Source organism: Desulfospira joergensenii DSM 10085 (genome assembly GCF_000420085.1).
GTDB lineage: Bacteria > Desulfobacterota > Desulfobacteria > Desulfobacterales > Desulfobacteraceae > Desulfospira > Desulfospira joergensenii.
On record NZ_ATUG01000002.1, the window covers coordinates 2,257,034 to 2,279,039 of the forward strand.

The following is a 22,006-nucleotide window of genomic DNA, read 5'->3' on the forward strand; positions in this document are numbered from 1 at the left end:
AAAAAGGAGGGAGTATGGAAAGAAGTGTACTGGTCCCGGTAGCCCAGGGAATCGAGGAAATGGAAGCCATCACCATCATCGATGTGCTGAGAAGGGCAGAGGCCCGGGTGACGGTGGCTTCGGTGGACGAGCTTCAGATCAAGGCGTCCCGGGGGACAGTCTTCATGGCAGATGCCCTGATCAAGGACTGCATGGATAAAGAGTTTGATCTGATTGTTCTGCCCGGCGGAATCCCCGGTGCCATGAATCTGCAAAAGTCAAAGGAGCTGGAAATTCTTTTGAAAAAGCAGGCGGAAAAAGAAAAATACTACGGCGCCATCTGCGCTTCCCCTGCCGTGGTGCTCCACCATCACGGCCTGGTCCGGCCGGGCAGAGTAACCTGCCATCCCGGTTTTGCCGGCCAGATCGAGAACGGAGCCGTCCTGGACCGGAATGTGGTAAAGGATCAAAACTGCATCACCAGCAAGGGGGCAGGCACGGCCCTGGAGTTTGCCCTGGAACTGGTTTCCCTGCTCTATTCCGGGGAAACAGTGGAAGGGGTGAAAAAGGGGCTGGCCCTATAGTTTTACTTGTTTCAAAGCCGCGTAATAGATATACTCAAAAGTTCAAACGTTTTTCTCAGGCCCGGGAAGAGGACCATCTGGACCACTTGACAAAACCCTGCCTGAACGGGGAGTATGTTGAGGGCATTGCCCGGCTCCTGAAAAGGGCCTTTAACCGATGAAAAGACATAGATGATGAAACCGATGACAGAAAATACCAGAATAGGGGTTGTGGGCGCGGGATCCTGGGGCACTGCCCTTGCCAAACTGCTGGCCGATAAAGGATATGGACTGGATTTATGGGTATTTGAGCCGGAACTCAAAGAAGAGATCGAACAGACCCGGGAAAACAATATTTTCCTTCCCGGATTCCGGCTGCCGGAACGCATCCTCCCCTCCAATGACCTTGAAAGGGTTGTCCGGGATAAGGATCTGGTGCTCCTGGTGGTGCCTTCCCATTTCATGAGGGATATTGCCGGCCGGATCAAGGACTTTCTTACACCGGATGCAGTAGTGGTAACGGCTTCCAAGGGGATTGAAAACAAGACCCACCTCACCATGACCCAGATCCTTGAAGAGATGATTCCGGGCCTGCCCAAAGAAAATTTCGTGGTCCTTTCCGGCCCCAGTTTTGCCAAAGAGGTCGCCGCAGGCGTGCCCACGGTTGTGGCTTCGGCATCTGTGAGCCGGGAAAATGCCAGATTTGTTCAGACCGTGTTCTCCTCTCCCCGGTTTCGGGTTTACGTCAACGATGATCCCGTGGGAACCCAGATCGGCGGGGCCATGAAAAACGTTTTGGCCATTGCCGCGGGGATCTGTGACGGGATGAAAATGGGGCTCAACCCCAGGGCCGCCCTTATCACCCGGGGACTGGCCGAGATGAACCGCCTGGGAACCCGGATGGGGGCCGATCCTTTGACCCTGCTGGGGCTGGCCGGGGTAGGGGACCTGCTTTTGACCTGTACCGGGGAGCTGAGCCGGAACTATACCCTGGGCAAGCAGATCGGCCAGGGCAAAAAACTGGATGATATTATTTCGGAAATGAGAATGGTGGCGGAAGGCGTCAAGACCACGCGCTCGGTTTACAACCTGTCCAAAAAACTCAAGGTGGACCTGCCGGTCTGCAACGAGGTTTACCGGGCCCTGTTCGAAGGGCTTTCCGTGGATGAAACCGTGGAGCGCCTTATGAACCGGTCCCTTAAGCACGAGCTGGACGGGGTGGTGTAAAGCCGTTACCAGAATTTTATAGGATCCTAGCTCAATCCCTATGCCCAAAGCCTGTGATGGGTATAACGTATTGATAATTTAAATAAAAGGGTCCTGATGTGGCTGAAACCATTGATCCCGAACTGCTGTCCCGCCTTTCCAGACTGGATTACGCTTTCCAGCCCATCGTGAATATCCATACCGGAAGCACATTCGGATTTTAGGCCCTGGTCAGGTGCCACAAAGAGGCCGGGTTCTCCCCCATCCAGGAGATATTTGACCCGGCCTTTTAGGGGGCCTCCACCAGGCAGACCTTTTTCCGCGGCAGAAGGCCTTCACCAAATTTGCCAGGTTCAAAGGGAAAAGAAATATCAAGCTGTTTTATAACCTGGACAACCGCCTCTTTGATTCCGGCGGCTATCGGTCGGACGAATCAAAGGCTTCAGCATCTTCTTTAGAGGCTGCCCTTCCTTTTTCAGGATGACCGGACCGGGAATCCTCCTTTTGACGGAGAATCCGCCAAAATACATGACCGCTGCCGGGGCTGGAGTGTCATCTAACAGGAATGCCTTTTGGATGTCGTCGGTCAAAGAAATTTTTTTTCGTCACCCGGATATGCCGGAAATACTTGAACAGATAAAAAATATTGATTATAACCATTTGGAACACTATTCCGCAGGGACCTGTCCGGATAACTGAAAACGGATTCCAAGAGTAAAAGTATATCCCTGTCAGAATGGCCTGTAATGAGTATAGTGGAACATTTTAGCCTCAACTTTAAAGGATGAGATTACGATGACACGCTCAACAGAAGATAAATCAAAAAAGACTGATCCAAGACAAGCCGGAACAAGGGCCATGACCCGAAAGCTTCCATGCCGAATAACGTTCATTGTCATCTTTCTTCTGGCTGCTGTCTTAACCGGGAAGGGTTTTTCTGCCGAAAGTACAGACCAGGGGACCTCATCCGCCGTTTCCCCTCAGGATCAAGGGAAAACAGCACAGGGCCTTCCCGCCGATCCCGGTGTCCTGATCCATGTTTACGGGGATGACTCCATGGTGGCCCTGTTCAGGGGAGAACTGGAAATTGGTTTTTTCAATCACGGGCTCAACTATTTTTCCGTTGAGAACATCCCTGAACTCAGGGAAAAGGTCACCCTGGGCCGGCGGGATATCAAATGGTATGAGATCAGAAAGCTGGTCCCGGGCGACACGGCTCATATCCTGGTCATCGCGGGCATCGAAAAAGCCGGGTCTCAAGTCCTTGACTATCACGGCAGAGAGACCCGGATGACCCATGCCACCTTCACGGTCCGGGCCGTTGATCTGGCCTCGGGCAGACCTGCGGCTGCCCCTGAGATCGGTCAGTTCCAATATACACCAATGAGCCTGTTTGAGGCCCTCCACCTTGCCGTCTCCCCCGGGGCAGACCGAATGGGAGGGAATATCAGAAAATTCTGGAATGAGAAAGTTAAAAGTGGGAATTAATTGAACCGGATAATAAATAAAAATTGCAATTGGCGAATCACTAATATCAAATTAACCCAGGAGAAAAAAATGTTTATGGACCGTATCAAGCAAATCTGTTTTTTTTGTGTAGTCTCATTGATCATCGCAGGACTGGCCGGCTGTGTGAGCAGCGGCACAGAAACCAAGGTCACATCCGGACAGGGCAGTCCCGACATCAACCAGGCCCAGGCCGAAGCTTATAACGGTCCCAAGGCCCGGGTGGCTGTTTCCAGATTCAAGGACAAGACCCATCAGGGATGGTACAACCAGGGCATCGGGGACGGGATGGCAGATCAGCTTACCACGGCTCTTTTCAATACGAACCGGTATATCGTCCTTGAGCGGCAGGCCCTGAGCGATGTGCTGGAAGAGCAGGACCTGGGAGCCAGCGGACGGATCAAGCAGGATACGGCGGCAGCCATCGGAGAGATCGAAGGTGCGGAACTCCTCATCGTGGCGGCGGTTACTGAATTTGAAGGCCATGCATCCGGTGCCAGCGGCGGTATCGGAGGATGGGGCGGCGGTATTTTGGGGGCCCTTGCAGGGGGCATGAACAAGGCCCACATGGCCATTGACCTCCGGGTCATCGATGCCAAGACCTCCAGGATTGTGGCCGCGACAAGTGTTGAGGGAAAATCTTCGGATTTCAACATCGGCGGCGCCATGGGCGGCCTGATCGGAGGCGGAGCCCTGGGGGGATCTTTGGGCATGTATGAAAAGACCCCTGTGGGCAAGGCCATCCGGGCCTGCATCCAGAGTGCCGTGGATTTTATCGTCTCCAAAACCCCCCAGACGTATTACCGCCACGGTGCTGCCCAGCCTGCTGCCGCCCCTGCTGTCCAGACAGCTCCGGCAGCCCCGGCCTCCGGCGAAAAAGTTACCATCACCGTATCTGCCCTGAACATGAGATCGGGCCCGGGCACCTCCAATTCCATTGTCACCGTGCTGAAAGGGGGCGAGGAGCTGACGATTCTTGAAAGGCAGGGAGGATGGATCAAGGTGAAGACTACATCCGGAACCATCGGCTGGATTTCTGAAAAGTACACCAAACCGGTTCCCGCCGGATAAAGATATTTACGGATGAAAAAAGGGGCCCCTGCATAAGGGGCCCCTTTTTTATTTAGAATCCATCAGGGCAAAAGGCTTTTTCACCAAAAAACAGGCGAAGTAAAAATAGAGTCGAAACTATTTTTTTGCCTTTTCCATGGCCCGCTTGAATCCTTCAAAGGATCCCTGGATGGCAGCCTCGGGCACGGCATAGGAGAGCCTGAAATGGCCGGGCCCCCCAAAGCCTGTTCCGGGCACGGCCAGGATATTCTCCTGTTTTAAGAGATTTACAAATTCCAGATCATCCTGAATCGGGCTTTTGGGAAATAGGTAAAAGGCCCCCTGGGGGATGTCAAATTCATACCCGGCTTTGCTCAGCCCCTGGCAGAACATATCCCTTCTTTTCCGGTAGATGCCGATGTCCACAGTCACCCCCTGGAGTCTTCCCACCACCTGTTGGAAAAGTGCAGGGGCGTTCACCACCATCATGGTATTGGCCACCCCGGCCGCTCCTGCGATCAGACCGGCATCTTCGGCCCTGGGGTGAACGGCCAAATAGCCGATGCGCTCCCCGGCCAGGGAGAGCTCCTTGGAATAGGAGGTCAGGACGATGGTATGGTCATAAATATCAAATACCCATGGGACATCCACGTCGTAAACGATCTTGCGATAGGGCTCGTCGGAAATCAGGTAGATGCGCTTTCCGAATTCCCGGCTCTTCTGTTCCAGGATCTCTCCCAGCCCGGTCAGTTCCTCCCGGGTATAGACCGCACCCGTGGGATTGTTGGGGGAGTTGATGAGCATCACCCGGGTCTTGGGCGTGATTGCCTCTTCAATGGCATTGAGATCCAGGTGGAAATCCGGGGTGGAGGATACGGTCTTGAGAACGGCGCCGGCAATAAAGGCATACTGGTTATATCCCACAAAATAGGGAGCCGGCGTCAGGATCTCCTCTCCGGGATTCACCAGGGCCTTGAGAGTATCGTTAAGTGCGCCTGCCGCTCCCACGCTCATCACCACCAGATCCGGTGTGAGCCCCACCCCGGTTTCCTTGTTTAAATAATCGGCCACGGCCTGCCTCACATTGGGAAATCCGGGATTGGGCATATACCCGTGGGAAAAGGTTTTGTCGTTGATCAGATCATTCAGGGTATCTTTCACCACAGCCGGCGGGGGAACATCGGGATTGCCCAGGGAAAAATCGAACACATTGTCTGCACCGTATTTTTCCCGCATCCTTATCCCCTCCTCAAACATTTTCCGGATCATGGATGCCGCCTCCACCACTTTTACCATTTTCTCAGCTATGGGCATGGAACCCTCCTATAATTGTATATAAAATTATGACCTTAATTCAGATACCATACAATAAAATCTTTGCCATGAAAATACCGGTATGCTAAAGTTTTTCAACCCGTGCCCTTCATGGCTTTTAAAATCAATTATCGACAGAAAATCTTTGGGAGTCTCTTCCCTTGATGGCGGCGGAAAAGGCAATTCAGGAAAAGGTTAGGAAACCCGGCAGACTTATGATACTTGATAATGAGATCGAAAAGGGATATCATACGCCCCTTATATTCAATTGCCTATTTAAGTGAAGGAAACTGCCATGGCCAATCAGACCCTTTCCGGACAATCCAATCCCGCCGTAACCGGCAAGACCGCGGCAGCGGCAATGTCAGTCCTCAACACGGACGTCAAGGACAAGGCCCTGTCCATGATTATCCAGGCCCTGGAAAAGAACCGGGACAAGATATTTCAGGCCAATGAAGCCGACATGGACCGGGCCGCACAGGAAGGACTTGAACCGGCCCTGTTGAAAAGGCTTAAATTTGATGGGGCCAAGCTTAGGGAGACCCTGGAGGGCATCCAGAGCCTGATCCGTCTGGAGGACCCTGTGGGCAAAACCCTGTCTGCACTGGAACTGGACAAGGGGCTTGAGCTCTTTAAGATCAGCCGTCCCCTGGGGCTCATCGGGGTGATTTTTGAATCCCGGCCCGATGCCCTGGTTCAGATTGCCTGTCTCTGCCTCAAGAGCGGAAACGCCGTTCTCATGAAAGGGGGGAGCGAGGCCGCTGAAACCAATAAGGTTTTATCCCGGGTCATCCACGACGCCGGGGTTGAACAGGGGCTCCCTGAAAACTGGCTCGGCCTGCTGCAGACCCGGGATGATGTGGCCGGCATCCTCAAGATGGATCAATATGTGGATCTCATCATTCCCAGGGGCAGCAATTCCTTTGTCCGCTACATCATGGAAAATACCCTGATCCCGGTCCTGGGCCATGCCGACGGCATCTGCCACCTCTATATCGATAGGGATGCGGATACTTTAATGGCAATTGATCTGGCCGTGGACGGCAAATGCCAGTACGTGGCCGTTTGCAACGCCATAGAGACCATCCTGGTCCATGAATCGGTTGCCCAGACAATTATGGCGCCCATGGGAAAGGCCCTCAAAGCCCAAAAGGTTAAAATTTTCGGATGTCCCAGAACCTGCGGACTCATGGATGCCGAGCCGGCCTCGGAACAGGACTGGCAGACCGAGTACCTGGACTATGTTGTTTCCATCCGGGTGGTCTCCTCCATGGATCAGGCCCTGGAGCACATCAACCGGTACGGATCCGGCCACACAGACGTCATTGTCACAAAGGACCGGGACCGGGCGATTCGATTCATGGACATGGCTGATACGGCCGATGCCCTCTGGAACTGTTCCTCCCGGTTCGCGGACGGATTCAGGTTCGGCCTGGGTGCGGAAGTCGGGATCTCCACCAACAAGATCCATGCCCGGGGACCGGTGGGACTGGAGGGACTCATGACCACCCAGTTCCGGCTCATGGGAGACGGCCACAGGGTGGCGGATTATTCCGGGGACAATGCCAGGTCCTTTCTCCACAGGCCCCTGGATCAAAAATTGGATAAGAAGTTTCAATAGGGAAGTCCCATGCCTGATCAGCGATTGTCAAATGCCAAAAGAATAGTGGTTAAACTGGGCTCCAACGTGATTACCGCAGAGAACAGCCTCAATCTCACGGTCATGGAGTCCATTTCCCGGCAGATCTCCACCCTCATGGACAAAGGCCTGGAGGTGATTCTGGTCTCGTCCGGGGCCATGGCCGCGGGCCTGCGCAAGATGGGGCTGGACCGGCGGCCCGATGAAATTCCCAAGCGCCAGGCCATTTCCGCCATCGGCCAGACCGAGGTCATGAATACCTATGAAGCGGAATTCGGCCGGTTCGGCAAAAAAGTGTCCCAGATCCTTTTGACCGGGGAAGATTTAAATGACCGCAAACGGTATCTCAATGCCAGGAATGCCCTGTACACCCTCATGGAGTGGAAGGTGGTTCCCATTGTCAATGAGAACGACACCGTCATGGTGGAGGAGATCAAGCTGGGGGACAACGACAATCTGGCCGCCATGATCACCCTGCTCATGGATGCGGATTTTCTCTTTATCCTGACGGACATTGACGGGCTCTATGACAAGGATCCTCGGAAATATTCCAATGCCAGGCTGATCCGCAGGGTCACGGCCTTTGAAGAGGAGATCGAGGAATATGCCAGCGCAATTCCCGGGACTCTTGGAACCGGGGGCATGCTCTCCAAGATTCTTGCCGCCAAAAAGGTGACCTCATCGGGCATTCCCATGATCGTGGCCAGGGGGGATTCTCCGGATATCCTGCTTCGGCTGTTTGACCGGGACCGCCTGGGTACCTATTTTATTCCCAAAGAAGAGAAGATGTCCTCCAGAAAATGCTGGATCGCCCATACCCTCAGGCCCAGGGGAAACCTGATCCTGGACTGGGGTGCGGTCCGGGCGGTCCGGAAGAACGGGAAAAGCCTTCTGCCCAGCGGTATCCTGGAGGTGGAGGGGGAATTTTCCCAGGGGGAGGCCGTATCCCTGAAAGATCCGGACAATAAGATCCTGGCAACCGGACTGGTCAATTACCCGGCCGACGATATCCGGCTGATCAAGGGGCTCAGGACCTCCCAGATCGAATCCTGCCTGGGCAATAAGCATTATGACGAGGTGGTTCACCGAAACAACCTGGTGGTCCTCAGCGATTGCTGATCCCCCCGGGCGCGAATTTCACCCTGGAGATTACCATCCTTTGCCGGACGTTCTTCATATCCTTCATGGCAAAGAGAAATAAAGGTCGAAACTGAATTGATGAAAAAACGAGAAAAACCGTATATCCTGGCTCCTGCCGGTGACAGGGATTCCTTTCTGGCGGCCATTGCTGCCGGTGCCGATGCCGTGTACTGCGGACTCAAGATCTTTTCCGCCCGCATGGAGGCGGATAACTTCGGAACCGAGGAACTGGCCGGAATGGTCACCCTGGCCCGGTCCCGGGGGGTTGAGGTCTATGTGGCCTTCAACTCCATGATCAAACCCGGGGAACTTGAAAAAACGGCCAGGCTCATTAAAAAACTGGCCGTTTATGTGAACCCCCATGCTTTGATCATCCAGGATCCGGCTGTGGTGCCCCTGGCCCGCAAGGCCGGGTTCAAGGGGGAGCTGCACCTCTCCACCCTGTCCAATCCATCCTTTGGCCGGGGACTTGAGCAGGCCCATAAAATGGGATTTCACCGGGCCGTCCTGTCCAGGGAACTGAACGTGGATGAGATCAAGTCCGTGGCCGCACTGGCCCCGGAGGGTCTTGATCTGGAGGTTTTTATCCACGGAGCTCTCTGCTATGCGGTTTCCGGACGCTGTTACTGGAGTTCCTGGTTCGGGGGGAGAAGCGGGCTCAGGGGAAGATGTGTCCAGCCCTGCCGCCGGATGTACTCCCAGAAGGGAGAAAAGTCCAGGTTCTTTTCCTGCCTGGATCTGTCCGTCGATGTCCTTGCCAAGGTTCTCAAGGAGATTCCCAAGGTAACCACCTGGAAGATCGAAGGCCGGAAAAAAAGCCCCCATTACGTGTTTTATACGGTGAGGGCCTATCAGATGCTCCGGGACGAGGGCAGGGATCCCCAAAAGAGAAAAACAGCCCTGGCATTTCTGGAATATGCCTTGGGCAGGCCCTTTACCCATTATAATTTTTTGTCCCAGCGCAAGATCAATCCCATTAACCGGGGTACCGAGACCGGGTCGGGATTGTTTGCCGGCAGGATCAGTAAGGGACCTTCTCCCTATTTCATTACCCGGGAACCCCTGTTCCAGGGGGATCTTCTCCGCCTGGGATACGAGGATGACAAGGGCCATGCCATCCAGCGGGTGAACCGTTCCGTCCCCAAAAAGGGCAAATTTGTTCTGAAGAAGAACAGGAATCTTGCAAAGGGCGCCCCCGTATTCATCGTGGACAGAAGAGAGCCCGAGGTTAAAGCCCTGATCAAGGAACTGGCCCTGGAATTGGAGGCCATTGAGCCGGTAAAGGTCAGGCCGGTCCAGACGGATGTTCATCCCTCTCCCGGACCCTCCGGGAAAAGAAACCGGGGCCGGGCCGGCAGGACCCTGCCCCTGGACATGAGATTGTCCAGAAAACCCGGCAGGGGACGGATGGATAGTGCCAGGGCGCTCTGGCTCACCCCGGAAGGGGGGCCCAAACTTCCCAATCGGCAGATCCAGGATACCTGGTGGTGGCTTCCCCCGGTGATCTGGCCTGAAGAGGAAGAAAAATGGGAGCGGGCGGTCCAGGCCGTTTTGTCCAAAGGAGGCCGCAGATTTGTCCTGAACATGATCTGGCAAAGACCTTTTTTCCCGAAGACCAAAGGTCTTGAGCTGTGGGCCGGGCCTTTCTGCAACCTGGCCAATGGGGAGGCCATCAATAGTCTTAAAGCCCAAGGGTTTTCCGGTGCCATGGTCAGTCCGGAGCTGGGGGAAAACGAGTTTCTTGCCCTGCCCGGGATGTGCGAGCTTCCCCTGGGTATTGTCGTCAAGGGAAACTGGCCCCTGTGCATTTCAAGAACCCTCTCCCCGGATATCCGTCTGAACAGCCTCTTTTCAAGCCCCATGGGAGAGAAGAGCTGGGTGTCCAAAAGGGATGACAACTTCTGGGTGTTCCCCGAATGGGAACTGGATCTGACATCCAAGCGGAAAGAACTGCAGAATGCGGGCTTTCAGGTCTTTGTTTCCATGGAAGAGCCGATCCCCAAAGGAGTTGTCATGAAGAAGCGGCCAGGTTTGTGGAACTGGAAGATGTCGGTGTTGTAAAAAAAACGACAGTCGCCGGTTACCAGTTATCAGTTCGGTTAAACCTATCTCCGAATCAAAAATCAGGATATTCAAAACTCTTTCCTTTTCGGCAAAAAAGCACAACCCCATATCTTGTGGCCGAGCTGAAGTTGAAAATCTAAGCTCTGATAGATTGTTGGGTCTACGATTCCTGAAAATTTTTGAACGCGGACGATTCACGGCGGCGCAGCAGAGCGAAGCGAGGGGACCGGAGGCTATCCTCTCTGGCAGTCCCCTGCAAAAGATTATTCAGCATATGGGATTATCCTTTCCCTCTGGGCCAAAATCATCAGCGGTAGTGCGGCTATAGGTGTTTTCCCTGCCCCGTTGCCTCAGGGGAAGACCGAGAGGATGGCACGGACGTTCTCCTGGTTTTTGCCAAAATCAACAAGGGTGGTTCTGACCTGGGAGCGGCTGGAAAGCTTTACCTGTGTCCGGCCCGGTTCCGTGGCCGTAACGTCTGCTGTGATGGCCTCCCCCCAGCTCTTCCAGGTCTGCCCGGCTTCGGCCTCAATGCGGCCGGTACCCCGGTCCTCCAGGGTAGTCTCACATTTTTTGACCCGGTTCAACCCCTCCAGGACCAGGTCAAAGGCCCGGTCCGGCGTCATGGGCAGGTCTATCTCTTTGGAAAAAGCCGCCTTTTCCGATGCCCCGTCCAGGTTGGCCTTCCTTTTGGTGATAAAATGGATGGTACAGGTAATGAGACTGACGATCAGGCCGAAGCCTGCCCCGGCCTGGAACCCGATTTTCAATGCCCCTTCCGGCCCCTGGACCGGCCACTGGAGCAGCCCCATAATCAGGCCGAAAGGGATGCTGGTGGCGAAAAAGATTTTAAAAAACAATTTAATGATAGGGGCCATTGAGACTCTCCTTTAACAGGGGGTTAATCCAGGACCGTACCTTTGGCCTTGGGAGCAGAGTTTGCGGCAGCCGGCGGAGTGCTGCCTGATCCCTTCAGGACAGGGAGAAAGGCTTTCGGGTCTATTTTCTTTCCGTCCGGGGTGATATAGGCCTGTTTTTGGGAGGGAAAGGGCTGAGGCCCTTGCAGGGCCGATGCCTTTGTGTCCAGAAGATAGGCCAGCTTTTTGGGATTGGCATAGAGGGGGGCGAAATACCGGCGGAATGATGTGAGGTAAAAGCCCAAGGATTTGGGCTTTCCATAGTTGAGTAGCACCTGATATCCCGCATCCACGCCCTGTTCCATGGCGGTGGCCAGGGCGTTGAGGATTGCGGCACCCTCCTGGAAGAAAAAGGGTTTTACATCCGCGGGAAATTTGTCCGGAATGGCCAGGATCTCCTGGGCTGCGGCCCGAGTCAGGGCCGGGTGACCGGCATAGGCGGCCAGCATACCGTAGTCCAGGAGGCGGTATACGGCCCAGGCCGTGGCGTCGTTGTTTTTCTGTCCTGCCACAACACGGCACCCGACCTTCCGGACGGCACCATGGTGCAGCATTGTGACCGGGATCGTTTCCCCGGGGGCTTTTCCCTTTAGACACGCCATTGCTTCAGCCCGGTTCTTTACGGGCCGGCCGCTGATCTGAGTAATGATATCTCCCTGGGCGAGTCCGTCGCTGCCGGGGGAAAGGGCCTCAAAAACATAGTCGACCTGGACTCCTTTGGGGGCGTCAGAAAGGAAGACAGGAAGCTTGACAGCGCTCTCCTGGGAGAGCAGGGACCGGCAATGGGAGAGAAAGACCTCTCCCTGGAAGCGGAGGGGGACATCTTTCATGTCTTCCAGCATCTGCTGTGTCCCGTTCTGGCGGCCGATATTCATGCCGGCCAGGGCAATTCCCTTTTGGTACTTTTCAGCTCCGGCCTCAAAAAAGCCGGCCTGGAAGAGCTTTTTCCCCTCGTTCAGCTGTCTGACCACCGCCAGCCTGGGAGAGTTGTCCAGCAGTTCGGGATGGTCTATCAGGCGCCTGGCCTCAGAGTAGCTTAAGACTCGGTTCCAGACCACTACGTTGTCCATGCTGCCTAAAAATTCACCCCCGAAAGAGGGGCTTTTGCCCAGTTGGGTATAGGTCCAGCCTTCCCCTGGATGGGCGCCCTCGGCAACGATGGCCTCAAATTTATGGGTCTGGGTATAGAGGCTGGCCTTGCCTGTGGCGGCGTCCCAGGTGGCAATGGCCAGGTGCCACTGGTTTTGGGGGACCTTGAACCAGCCGAACCATTTCACATTGGGGCCGGCCCAGGAGGTGAGTCCCTGGAGGCCGTCCCGCTTTTCAATGGTGACGGACCGGTCCCAATAGCCGTTGTCATGGCAGAAGAGCACCCCCCAGTCGCGTTCGGGCTTGAACGAGATGGCCACGCTGAGCTGGGGCATTTTGGCGGGATTGATGTCCATGAGCAGATTGATGAAATCATCCTTGCCGTCAAAGTGAAGGGCGCCGCCGGCGTTGCCCAGGCGGTCGGGGGCCGGAACCGGGCCCTGGGGCACGGAGACAATGTCGTTGGGTCCGATATCCACGGCATCCCCGTCCAGGGGAAACCAGGCATAAAGGCCGTTAAAGATTTTGTCCTCCTGAACGGTTGCGGCCCAGAGGCCTGGTCTCGGAAATATGACCTGGAGGGCCAGGAGGGTCAGGGCGAAGATGAGGGATTTTTTCATGGTGTCTCCTTAGATCTCATTTTAGCATGGCTTTGATGCGGTCAAGCCTCTGTTTTTTACCTGTTGATGTTCCTTGGGGGTAAATGTAAATCTGAGGCATCCCCCGACAACCTGTAGGGAAGCCTCTCCATCATAGTTTCGGGCATTGCGGTCTGCTTTCCTTTACTGCCTGAGAAGGTTCCGGATGCGCAAAAGCCGTTGTCTGATATCAGGTTCTTTTCTGTAGGTCAGTGTGTGCTCGACCATCTGCAGGGGGGTGCCGTTGTCCGACGTCAGATTACGGTTGGCCCCTCTGGCGAGAAGCAGGGCGGTCACCTTTTCAAAATAATTGCCAGGTGCTGAATGCCCCAGTGCCGCATACTCCACCACTCTCATCAGCGGGGTGTATCCCCATTCGAGATTTATATCCACGGGACAGCCGGCGTCCAGAAAGGCCCTGACTTTTTCTAAATCGTAACTTGCAAGATACTTGTACATGGTTTTGGCCATCTCCTTTTGGGACATGCCCGATCCTTTCTGGTTGCCGGAGGCCACGCTGATTAGCTTGGCCCCTTTGATGACAAGGCTTGTCCTGCCCACGGCCATCCGGCCCGCTGCATCGGTAACAGTGGCCTTCACCGACGCCTTAAGGTTGCCGTTGGTGGCGATGCCTGTGATGGTGCCGGTAAGTTTCCCCGGCTGAAGCCCCAGGCTCAGGCCGCTGCCCGGGGTCATGCTGACCTTGTAAGGCGCCTCAAAGTCCTTGGGCAGTTCAATGGTAAAGGTGCCGGGCCTGCCTGAGGCAAGGGAGTTGGGCAGGCGGATCCGGGCCGGGAAATGGGCCAGGGAAAATTCTCTGGAAACCGATCGGGCTGTGCCGTCGGCCGTGGCAATCTCGGCGGTAAAGACCCCCCCGTCACCCACGGCAAATGCCTTGTCCGGGATGGTAAAGCCGATGCGGTAAGGAGGCGTGGCTCCCTCTTTGGGGCGGGTGACGGTGGCGGAATCCAGAACCTGGCCATTCTTCTTTTTAACGGAAAGGCGGATGGTTACTTCCTTTATGGCCGGATCCAGGTCGTAGTAAACGTAGAAAAGGGGGCGCTGGCCCGGATGGAACACAGTCTTCGGGGCCAGGGTCTTTTTATTGTCTGTGGTCAGGGCTTTGGTGATTCTGATGGCTTCCCGGACCTGGAACTCGGCCCGGGCCTGGACACGGACGTCGGGGTCGGAGACCAGGTGGTGGGTCAGGGCGACGACGTATCCCCCGTCGGCAAACTGGTCCGGCCGGAAGCGGAAGACCGACTGGATCTGTTCTTTGTCCGCAGGCTGGGAGGTCTCCCTGGTAAGGCCGGGAACCGGGCGGCCCTTGGCATCGTATACCTGCCAGACCAGCCGGGTGAGCGTTGACGCTTTACGGGGCAGAGGCACGTCGGCGGTAAAGCGCAGGATGTCGCCGTTCTGGATGGCCAGGCCCTTAACCGGGGAAAGGGTGTTGTCCCGCTCCCGGAAACCCTTGACCGTGAAGGAGGTCAGGTCCGTGGCCTGGGCTTCCAGGGAAAAGGCCAGGGCCTGGTGGGCCACGATCTTGTCCGGGGCTGCCGAGTCAAAGAGGCGCACCGCCACCTTGCAGGGTCCGGGCTGAAGATCTGTGGTGTCCAGGGTCAGGGTGTTTGCATTCGGGTCATTGGCACCGGTGTACTTATACCGCCGGCCGTTGACCAGCCATTCCACCTGGACAGTGCCGGGCCAGTCTCCCTTCCGGACGGCCTGAAACAAGAGGGCTTCTCCCAGGGGAAGGTTTTTGGGGGGCGGGTCCAGTTTCAGATCCTGGCCGTTTTCGATTTTCCGGGATATGGAGAGCTCTCCCAGCCCGGTCTCTTCCGACATCTTAAACGCGGTCTGGATAAAGTCGGCCTGGAGGCCGGAACCGGCTTCAAAAAAGCGGAGCACGGCCTGGTAGGTGCCCAGGGGGAATTCCCCCACTTCAAAGGCGGCCCGGTTGGCATTTTCCGATTCGGCCGGCGCCTCCTTGAGGCGGGTGACGGTTTTGTCCGGGGCGATGATCTCCCATCTGGCCCGGTAGTCTTCAGTCCAGGACGAGGTCTTCCGGGTTGTCAGGACCACATCATCCTCGGGCGATAAGATCACGTCCCCTGATCCCATGGGACGCTGGTTCACCATAAAGGAAATGGCGGAAAGGTCCACCTTCCGGCTCCGGACCTGAAATCTGTCCAGTTTTTCCGCCTGGAGATCCAGGGAGGCCTCCCTGGAAAAGGAGGCCATGAGATTGTCTGAGATATCCGAAGTGGTTTTGATTCCCTCTTCCACGGCGGTTTTCCCGGCGATGAGGGGATCGAGGGTCATGGCCGTGGCCGTTCGGTAGACGACCTTGGTGCTGATCCGGGCCATGCGGGTGACCGGATGGGTCCGCCAGTCCCCGTACTCTCCGTGGGCCATGAGGGTTTCGGTGTAGTCCTTTTCCTCATCCGCCACCTGCCAGCCCCGGTCCAGGGCCTCCACCACCGGGATGGGAGAGAGTTCAATGGCGGCCAGGGCCAATGTTTTCAGGGCCTTTTCCCCGGCGGTATCTTTGGCGTCAAAGTTGATGAAAAGATGGTTGCCCTGGCGGGCGCTGTCCAGGGCGGCCTTGATGGAGAGCAGGTCACCTGCGATGCCGGCGGCCTGGCCGGCCCCGGCCAGGGAAAGCTTCGCCTTGAACCTGGGGTCGGCCTTGGCTTTTTGGGCCAGCTTCAGGGATTCGATCTGGCCGGAAACCTTGTGGGTGATGTCGGTGAGGGAGTTGATCTCCTTTGACTTGAGGCCAGCGATATCGGCCCGGAGTTTTTTGATGTCCGTGCGGCTGGTGCCGTCCACTTCTCTTATCTTATCCATGGCCGATGCCAGATCTTTGGGGATGCGGCCGGTGTCCAGCCCCTGCTCTTTATAACCCTCCCTCAGGGCATCCAGGGACTGAACCCCTTTTTTGAGCTGGACTGCTCCCTCGATCTCGAACATTTCGATGCGGTCCTTTAATACCGCGGCCCTTTCGGGATCGGCCGCGGCCAGCTGCCGTTCCATGTCTCTGGCCCGGCGGAACTGCTCGTCCGCCTTTTCAAAGTACATCCGGGCCAGGCCTTCGGGATCTTTGAGCCGGGTGAATCCTTTTTTGGCCCGGACCACGTTGGGGCAGGAGAGGACCTTGGTTTTTCCGTTGACTTCAAAGGCCCGGATGGTCCCCACATCGGAGAAGTCGGCCGAAGCCTCCATGTGGAAGCGGTCCGTGGGCAACTGGCGGAAGGTTTCTGCATGCTGCCTGACGGCCTCCCTGGGGGTTGCGGCATCGACCGCCATGCCGGTGTGCCGGGCAAACTCCTTATAGTAGACATCCTCCCAATGCTTTACAGGGACCTCAATCCAGCGGTCCATCTCCACCTCTACCAGGACCCGGACGTCCCGGTCCGTGTTCACGGCGGTGCTGTCCTTGCCTGGGGTGCGAAAATCATGGGTGAGGATCCGCTTGCCCGCGTACTCGGGCAGTTGGGAAATGTGGTTGATGACGGCCCTGTCCACGGGCTTGTACACCTTGTTTTCTATAGTCTGTGTGAAGGCGGCCTTGTCCGCTTGGGAGCCGAACTCCTTGAGGTCCCGGGTTTTCCGGGAGTCGGAAAAGGTTTCCAGCACCTGGGAAAGGTCGTTGAAATCCTGTGCCGGGGCAATGGACCAGGACAGGCAGACGAAAAGGAGGATGACCGGAAAAAGGCGGCGTTTCATATCATTCCCCCCTTTTTCCACAGGGAGAGCAGATAGTTAACCTGCCTGATTCTCCCGTCGGTGCGCTGGGGATTGGCATCCTCCCTGCCGCCGTAATAGAACATGAGGTTCAGGAAGCCGATGGCGTCTTTCCTGTCCCCTCTGGCCCTCATGAGGACGGCGGTATTGATGAGCTGCCACTCCAGCCATTCCAGCTTGGCCGCCGAAGAGGTTCGCAGGGGGACTGTTTTGTTAAGGGATTGGATATAGTTGAGGCCGGCCTGGATCCGGCCGTCGGCGATATAGCAGAAGGTGAGCTGGGAGAGGACCGTGCCCGTGCGCATGGCCTTTGACCCGGCGATGAGCATCTTGAACTGCTCGATGGAGGACCAGTACCTGCCCTGCTCCATGAGGACCTGGGCCAGTAGAAGCTGGGCCCGGCCATTGGCCGGGTTGATGTCCACGGCCCGGATCAGGGCGTCGGTGGAGGCTGCCATGGCTGAAGGGTCGGCCTTAAGTTCGGACCGGATCATCCCCAGCAGCAGCCAGACCTCATCCGAGTCCGGCAGGAGGGTCACGGCTGATTTGGCGTAGACCAAGGCCCCGGCGTAGTCCTCTTCGTTGCCGGACCTATGCCACTTTTTATACCGTGCGGCCGCAGACTGAAGGCGGATGCGGCCCAGCTTTTCCAGATCGTCTGCAGAGGGGGAGGGGCCCATTCCGGCCAGCAGGGCCTTTTCATCCTGACCGGGAGAAATGTCATTTCCGGGCCAGACCGGTGAGGCCAGGAAGATCATGAAAATCAGCAGGGGAAAAACTAGCTTCCCGACAAAAGACAGGTTCATTGTCAGCTCCTGTAAGAAAACGGCTGCCACCCGTTGACAGGGAGATCAGCAACCTCAAACTCAATCCGTCAACCAGAATTGTTTCCTATAAACCGCAGTCGATTCTATGATACATGGTTTCTCCTTGTCAACACTGTCGTTTTCTTTGTAAGTCATGCCTATCCTTGTGGCCTGCAACCCCATCGGGAATGACCGCCCCTTGCGCCTGGCTGTGGATATCAATGCCCACGGCCTGGCCAGGTACACGGCCCTGTGCCAGGATGCCCTTCTCGGGCGGGCCCTTTACCCATTATAATTTTTTGTCCCAGCGCAAGATCAATCCCATTAATCGGGGGACTGAGACCGGGTCGGGATTGTTTGCCGGCAGGATCAGTAAGGGACCTTCTCCCTATTTCATTACCCGGGAACCCCTGTTCCAGGGGGATCTTCTCCGCCTGGGATACGAGGATGACAAGGGCCATGCCATCCAGCGGGTGAACCGTTCCGTCCCCAAAAAGGGCAAATTTGTTCTGAAGAAGAACAGGAATCTTGCAAAGGGCGCCCCCGTATTCATCGTGGACAGAAGAGAGCCCGAGGTTAAAGCCCTGATCAAGGAGCTGGCCCTGGGTATCGTCGTCAAGGGAAACTGGCCCCTGTGCATTTCAAGAACCCTGTCCCCGGATATCCGTCTGAACAACCTCTTTTCAAGCCCCATGGGCGAGAAGAGCTGGGTGTCCAAAAGGGATGACAACTTCTGGGTGTTCCCCGAATGGGAACTGGATCTGACATCCAAGCGGAAAGAACTGCAAAATGCCGGTTACCAGATTTTTGTATCCATGCAAGAACCGGTTCCAAAAGGTGTTTTCATGAAGAAACGGCCGGGGTTGTGGAATTGGAAGATGTCGGTTTTGTAGAAAATTTTTGATTTTAGATCGATGATTTTAGATCGATGATTTTAGATTTGGGGATGCCCTGGGGCCGCCAATCTATGAAGGGCGGCGAAAGGCCATCCACAAATCAAAATCAGGATATTCATGTAAAAACGCTTTCCTTTTCGCCAAAAAAGCCCAACCCCCATATATCGTGGCTGAGATGAAGTTGAAAATTTAAGCACTAATAGACAAAGTCTGCTGTAAGAGATCTTCATGATATCATTCCATTTTAGTATGTATAATTATTACTATTGCATTTTCTCCTAAGAATGATTATCTCCAATTAAAATTGATTCTTTTCATTCTATCCGTATCCAATATGGAGATAACTATGCGATGTTTTAATTTCGGTGAGAAATGGAGAAAAATTCAAGATTCCATAAAAAAGAATACAGCTATTTACGCTATAGCTTTTCTATTTATATTAATTGTTCTAATTGGGAATTTGGACTTATCTATCGATAAAACTATTTATAGTCTATTTGGGGTTGTATTGGGTTCTCTAATAACTTCGTTCACAACTATTTCTTCTTCTACACAAAATCGCGAACATCAATTACGGTTGGCGGCAATTGATAAAAGACTTGAGGTCCACCAAAAGGCATACTCTATTTGGACACAAATGAGAAAGAAATATCATAATTCTGATCAAATGGATTCTTTTAAAAATGATTTTCAACAGTTTTGGGATAATAACTGTTTATACCTTGCACCAAAGGCTAGAAAAGCTATTTGGGATGGTTATCACGATGCTCTTGAATGTTCATTTCTTATAGAGGAACGGTCCACTATAAAAGGGGATGTTTCGAGAACACGTGAAATAAATGACCGATTATTTGAAAATAGTAAAAAAATTAAATTGGTTGGAGAAGCTATTACCAATGGTGTTGAATTACCAGCTATCAACGAAGAGCTTGAACTACCAGGCGAAAATGTAGAAGCTTCCCAAAAGTAAGTTAACTAAAAACTAAAGATATAGAGAATACATTTTATAGGATATAAGGTTCTGATACTCTGGCTAAAATCGGAACCAATAAAAAATTTCGAAAACCACACCGGATCTATATACATAGTCAACATCTCGAAGTCTTCAAGATATCGACACAAATCAAAACAAAATTACATCAAAAACTGAAGCAATTTAAATCATCATTATATTAATCCAAGCTTGCATTCTTTTTATGAAAACTATAATTCCTTATGATGAATTCGAATACATTATGCTTTGATGTGACTTAAATGAAATATTTTGGAATGGGTTGCCTGTCATTCAAAAAAATTATTGTAAAAGAATCGTGAAAGAATCAAGGAGGCAGTTTGAGTCTATATACTAATTTGCAGGGACGGGTAAGGAATACAAATCTTCCAAAAAGTCACGGATTACAGCCTATTTTCGAGGCAGTTGTAAATTCCATACATGCGTTAGAAGACAGAAAAAACTTATCCACAAGCGGCAAAATAACTTTACAGATAAAGAGGGACAATCAATCACCGCTTGATTTAGATGTGAGTCACCCCGCCGGGGAAATAAAAGGGTTTATTGTTGAAGACAACGGACTTGGATTTAATGATGCCAATTTGAAGTCCTTTGAAACGCTTGATTCTGAATACAAAATTGATAAAGGCTGTAGAGGCGTTGGACGGTTGCTGTGGTTGAAAGCCTTCCGAAACGTTAACATCAATAGTGTATTCGAGGATTCTGGTGCCCGGTTGAAAAACCGGATAATCAAATTTGATGTCCAGGAAGGCGTTAAAATAGTCGAAGAAAGCTATTTGCCCAGAGGAGAAATAAAAACATGTGTTCATTTAGAAGGCTTTGAACAAAAATATAGCGTTTACACGCCAAAAACAATTGATTCTATTGCCCATGCATTGCTTGAACACTGTCTGTGGTATTTCGTAAGACCAGAAGGGATACCTTTAGTCACAATTCTTGATACAGATTCAGAAGTGAATCTCAATGATTTGTATGATGACTATATGTGTGAATCGGCATATGCAGAGACGATTAAAATAAAAGAGTATGATTTCGATTTAACGCATATCAAATTTCGGGCATCCTCAAATAAAAAGCATGGGTTGGCTCTCTGTGCATCTAATCGATTGGTCATTGAAGAGAATATCAATGGAAAGATAACCGGCCTTCACGGCAAAATTTCAGATGATAAAGGCGAGTTTGCATATTGCTGTTATGTCTCTTCTCCATATTTAGACAAAAGAGTCCGTGCTGAGAGAACTTCATTTGATATTGAAAAAGAAATTGATGGGCTTTTTTCTGAGACTGAAATTTCTTTGAATGAAATTCGTGAAAAAGTTTTGGAACGTTCAAAAGTATATTTAGAGGATTATCTTAAAACCAATATTAAAGCCGGGCAGGAACGAGTAAATAATTTTATTGACGAAAAGGCACCTCGTTATCGTTCAATCGTTCCACACATTGAAGAAGAAAAATTAGCTGTTGATCCGAATATTACAGATAAGGAGTTGGACCTGCTCCTTCATAAACAATATGCCGAAATTGAAAGAGGAATGCTTGAACAGGGGCATGAAATAATGACAAATTTTGAAGGAGACTTTGAAACTTATAAAGAACGGTTATTTAAGTATTTAAAGACAGCTGAAGATATAAAAAAATCGGATTTGGCAAATTATGTGTCCCATCGAAGGGTAATAATTGATTTGATGGAAAAGGCCATCCAGAGAACTGAAACTGGAAAATATGAAAAAGAAGAGCTTATTCATAAGTTGATAATGCCAATGCAAATGGATTCAAATGCCTCACCAATAGACACGTTTAACCTGTGGCTTGTTGATGAACGTCTTGCCTTTCATAACTATTTAGCTTCGGACAGGACATTAAACTCAATGCCTATAACCGGTGATACGTCAACTAAAGAACCTGATATATGTGCACTGAACGTCTGCGATAACCCCCTCCTTTTTTCTGACACTCAATCACTTCCACTGGCTTCAATTACAGTCATTGAAATAAAGAGGCCAATGCGAAATGATGCTAAAGCTGGTGAGGAAAAAGACCCAATAGAACAGGCTCTTGGATACCTTAATAGGATAAGGAATGGAAAAGTAAAGACATTTAACGGCAGACCGATTCCAAATTCCAAAGATATTCCTGGATATTGTTATATCATTTGCGATTTAACCGAAAGTATTGTTGAAAGATGTAGGTTTAATGATTTAACACCGTCACGAGATCATTTGGGGTTTTTTGGTTATCATAAATTTTATAAAGCATACATAGAAGTGATTTCATTTGATAAGTTGGTCAAGTCTGCCAAAGAAAGAAATCGAGCATTTTTTGATAAACTTGGATTACCGACAAATTGAAACCATTCGCACTACAGTCCCTAATCGCAACCCGTTCAACTTCAATCTCTGCCATTTTTAATCAAAGGTATTTTCTCCATAATGTTTTT

Annotated in this window: 15 protein-coding genes; 10 read left to right on the forward strand and 5 right to left on the reverse strand. The window is 52.7% G+C overall.

The window, feature by feature from the left end; all coding sequences use genetic code 11:
• Nucleotides 1-14 precede the first annotated feature (14 nt).
• The 4 genes from F608_RS0123345 to F608_RS33125 all read left to right on the forward strand — a co-directional run bounded on the left by F608_RS0123345 (nt 15) and on the right by F608_RS33125 (nt 4,325).
• A complete protein-coding gene (locus F608_RS0123345; protein WP_022668146.1) occupies nt 15-563 on the forward strand; it encodes a DJ-1 family glyoxalase III in 549 nt (182 codons plus the stop codon).
• 183 nt (nt 564-746) lie between these two features.
• Nucleotides 747-1,769 carry an NAD(P)H-dependent glycerol-3-phosphate dehydrogenase gene (locus F608_RS0123350; RefSeq protein ID WP_027363053.1) on the forward strand — a complete coding sequence of 341 codons (1,023 nt, stop codon included), beginning with the start codon at nt 747-749 and terminating at the stop codon, nt 1,767-1,769.
• A gap of 774 nt (nt 1,770-2,543) precedes the next feature.
• On the forward strand, nt 2,544-3,236 hold the full coding sequence (locus F608_RS0123365) for a hypothetical protein (RefSeq protein WP_027363054.1): 693 nt from the start codon (nt 2,544-2,546) through the stop codon (nt 3,234-3,236).
• 69 nt (nt 3,237-3,305) lie between these two features.
• Nucleotides 3,306-4,325: a CsgG/HfaB family protein gene (locus tag F608_RS33125; RefSeq protein ID WP_022668151.1), complete on the forward strand. Its 1,020-nt coding sequence runs from the start codon at nt 3,306-3,308 to the stop codon at nt 4,323-4,325.
• A 117-nt stretch (nt 4,326-4,442) separates the two neighbouring features.
• On the opposite strand, the gene F608_RS0123375 is transcribed toward F608_RS33125, so the two are convergent.
• Nucleotides 4,443-5,618 carry a pyridoxal phosphate-dependent aminotransferase gene (locus F608_RS0123375; RefSeq protein ID WP_022668152.1) on the reverse strand — a complete coding sequence of 392 codons (1,176 nt, stop codon included), beginning with the start codon at nt 5,616-5,618 and terminating at the stop codon, nt 4,443-4,445.
• Between the two features lie 295 nt (nt 5,619-5,913).
• Here F608_RS0123375 and F608_RS0123385 point away from each other — a divergent pair, with 295 nt between their 5' ends.
• The 3 genes from F608_RS0123385 to F608_RS0123395 all read left to right on the forward strand — a co-directional run bounded on the left by F608_RS0123385 (nt 5,914) and on the right by F608_RS0123395 (nt 10,458).
• Nucleotides 5,914-7,239 (forward strand): glutamate-5-semialdehyde dehydrogenase, encoded by a 1,326-nt coding sequence (locus F608_RS0123385; protein WP_022668154.1) that lies wholly within the window; start codon nt 5,914-5,916, stop codon nt 7,237-7,239.
• A gap of 9 nt (nt 7,240-7,248) precedes the next feature.
• Nucleotides 7,249-8,376 carry a glutamate 5-kinase gene (gene proB, locus F608_RS0123390; protein WP_022668155.1) on the forward strand — a complete coding sequence of 376 codons (1,128 nt, stop codon included), beginning with the start codon at nt 7,249-7,251 and terminating at the stop codon, nt 8,374-8,376.
• A gap of 99 nt (nt 8,377-8,475) precedes the next feature.
• The gene (locus tag F608_RS0123395; RefSeq protein WP_022668156.1) at nt 8,476-10,458 is read left to right on the forward strand and encodes a peptidase U32 family protein; all 1,983 of its coding nucleotides are present in this window, start codon (nt 8,476-8,478) and stop codon (nt 10,456-10,458) included.
• A 353-nt stretch (nt 10,459-10,811) separates the two neighbouring features.
• Here the strand turns inward: F608_RS0123395 and F608_RS0123400 are convergent, their stop codons facing one another.
• The 4 genes from F608_RS0123400 to F608_RS0123415 all read right to left on the reverse strand — a co-directional run bounded on the left by F608_RS0123400 (nt 10,812) and on the right by F608_RS0123415 (nt 17,661).
• Nucleotides 10,812-11,339 carry a hypothetical protein gene (locus F608_RS0123400; protein ID WP_022668157.1) on the reverse strand — a complete coding sequence of 176 codons (528 nt, stop codon included), beginning with the start codon at nt 11,337-11,339 and terminating at the stop codon, nt 10,812-10,814.
• A gap of 23 nt (nt 11,340-11,362) precedes the next feature.
• A complete protein-coding gene (locus F608_RS0123405; protein WP_022668158.1) occupies nt 11,363-13,087 on the reverse strand; it encodes a LamG-like jellyroll fold domain-containing protein in 1,725 nt (574 codons plus the stop codon).
• A 162-nt stretch (nt 13,088-13,249) separates the two neighbouring features.
• A complete protein-coding gene (locus F608_RS0123410) occupies nt 13,250-16,837 on the reverse strand; it encodes an ankyrin repeat domain-containing protein (protein WP_022668159.1) in 3,588 nt (1,195 codons plus the stop codon).
• A complete protein-coding gene (locus F608_RS0123415; RefSeq protein ID WP_022668160.1) occupies nt 16,834-17,661 on the reverse strand; it encodes a tetratricopeptide repeat protein in 828 nt (275 codons plus the stop codon). Before F608_RS0123415 ends, F608_RS0123410 begins: the two co-directional genes overlap by 4 nt.
• A gap of 221 nt (nt 17,662-17,882) precedes the next feature.
• On the opposite strand from F608_RS0123415, the gene F608_RS0123420 reads away from it, so the two are divergent.
• The 3 genes from F608_RS0123420 to F608_RS0123430 all read left to right on the forward strand — a co-directional run bounded on the left by F608_RS0123420 (nt 17,883) and on the right by F608_RS0123430 (nt 21,917).
• Nucleotides 17,883-18,554, forward strand: a complete 672-nt coding sequence (locus tag F608_RS0123420; protein WP_027363055.1) for a hypothetical protein — start codon at nt 17,883-17,885, stop codon at nt 18,552-18,554.
• 349 nt (nt 18,555-18,903) lie between these two features.
• Nucleotides 18,904-19,527 carry a hypothetical protein gene (locus F608_RS0123425; RefSeq protein WP_022668163.1) on the forward strand — a complete coding sequence of 208 codons (624 nt, stop codon included), beginning with the start codon at nt 18,904-18,906 and terminating at the stop codon, nt 19,525-19,527.
• 362 nt (nt 19,528-19,889) lie between these two features.
• Entirely contained in the window at nt 19,890-21,917 is a 2,028-nt protein-coding gene (locus tag F608_RS0123430) for a hypothetical protein (protein WP_022668164.1), read from the forward strand.
• Nucleotides 21,918-22,006 lie beyond the last annotated feature (89 nt).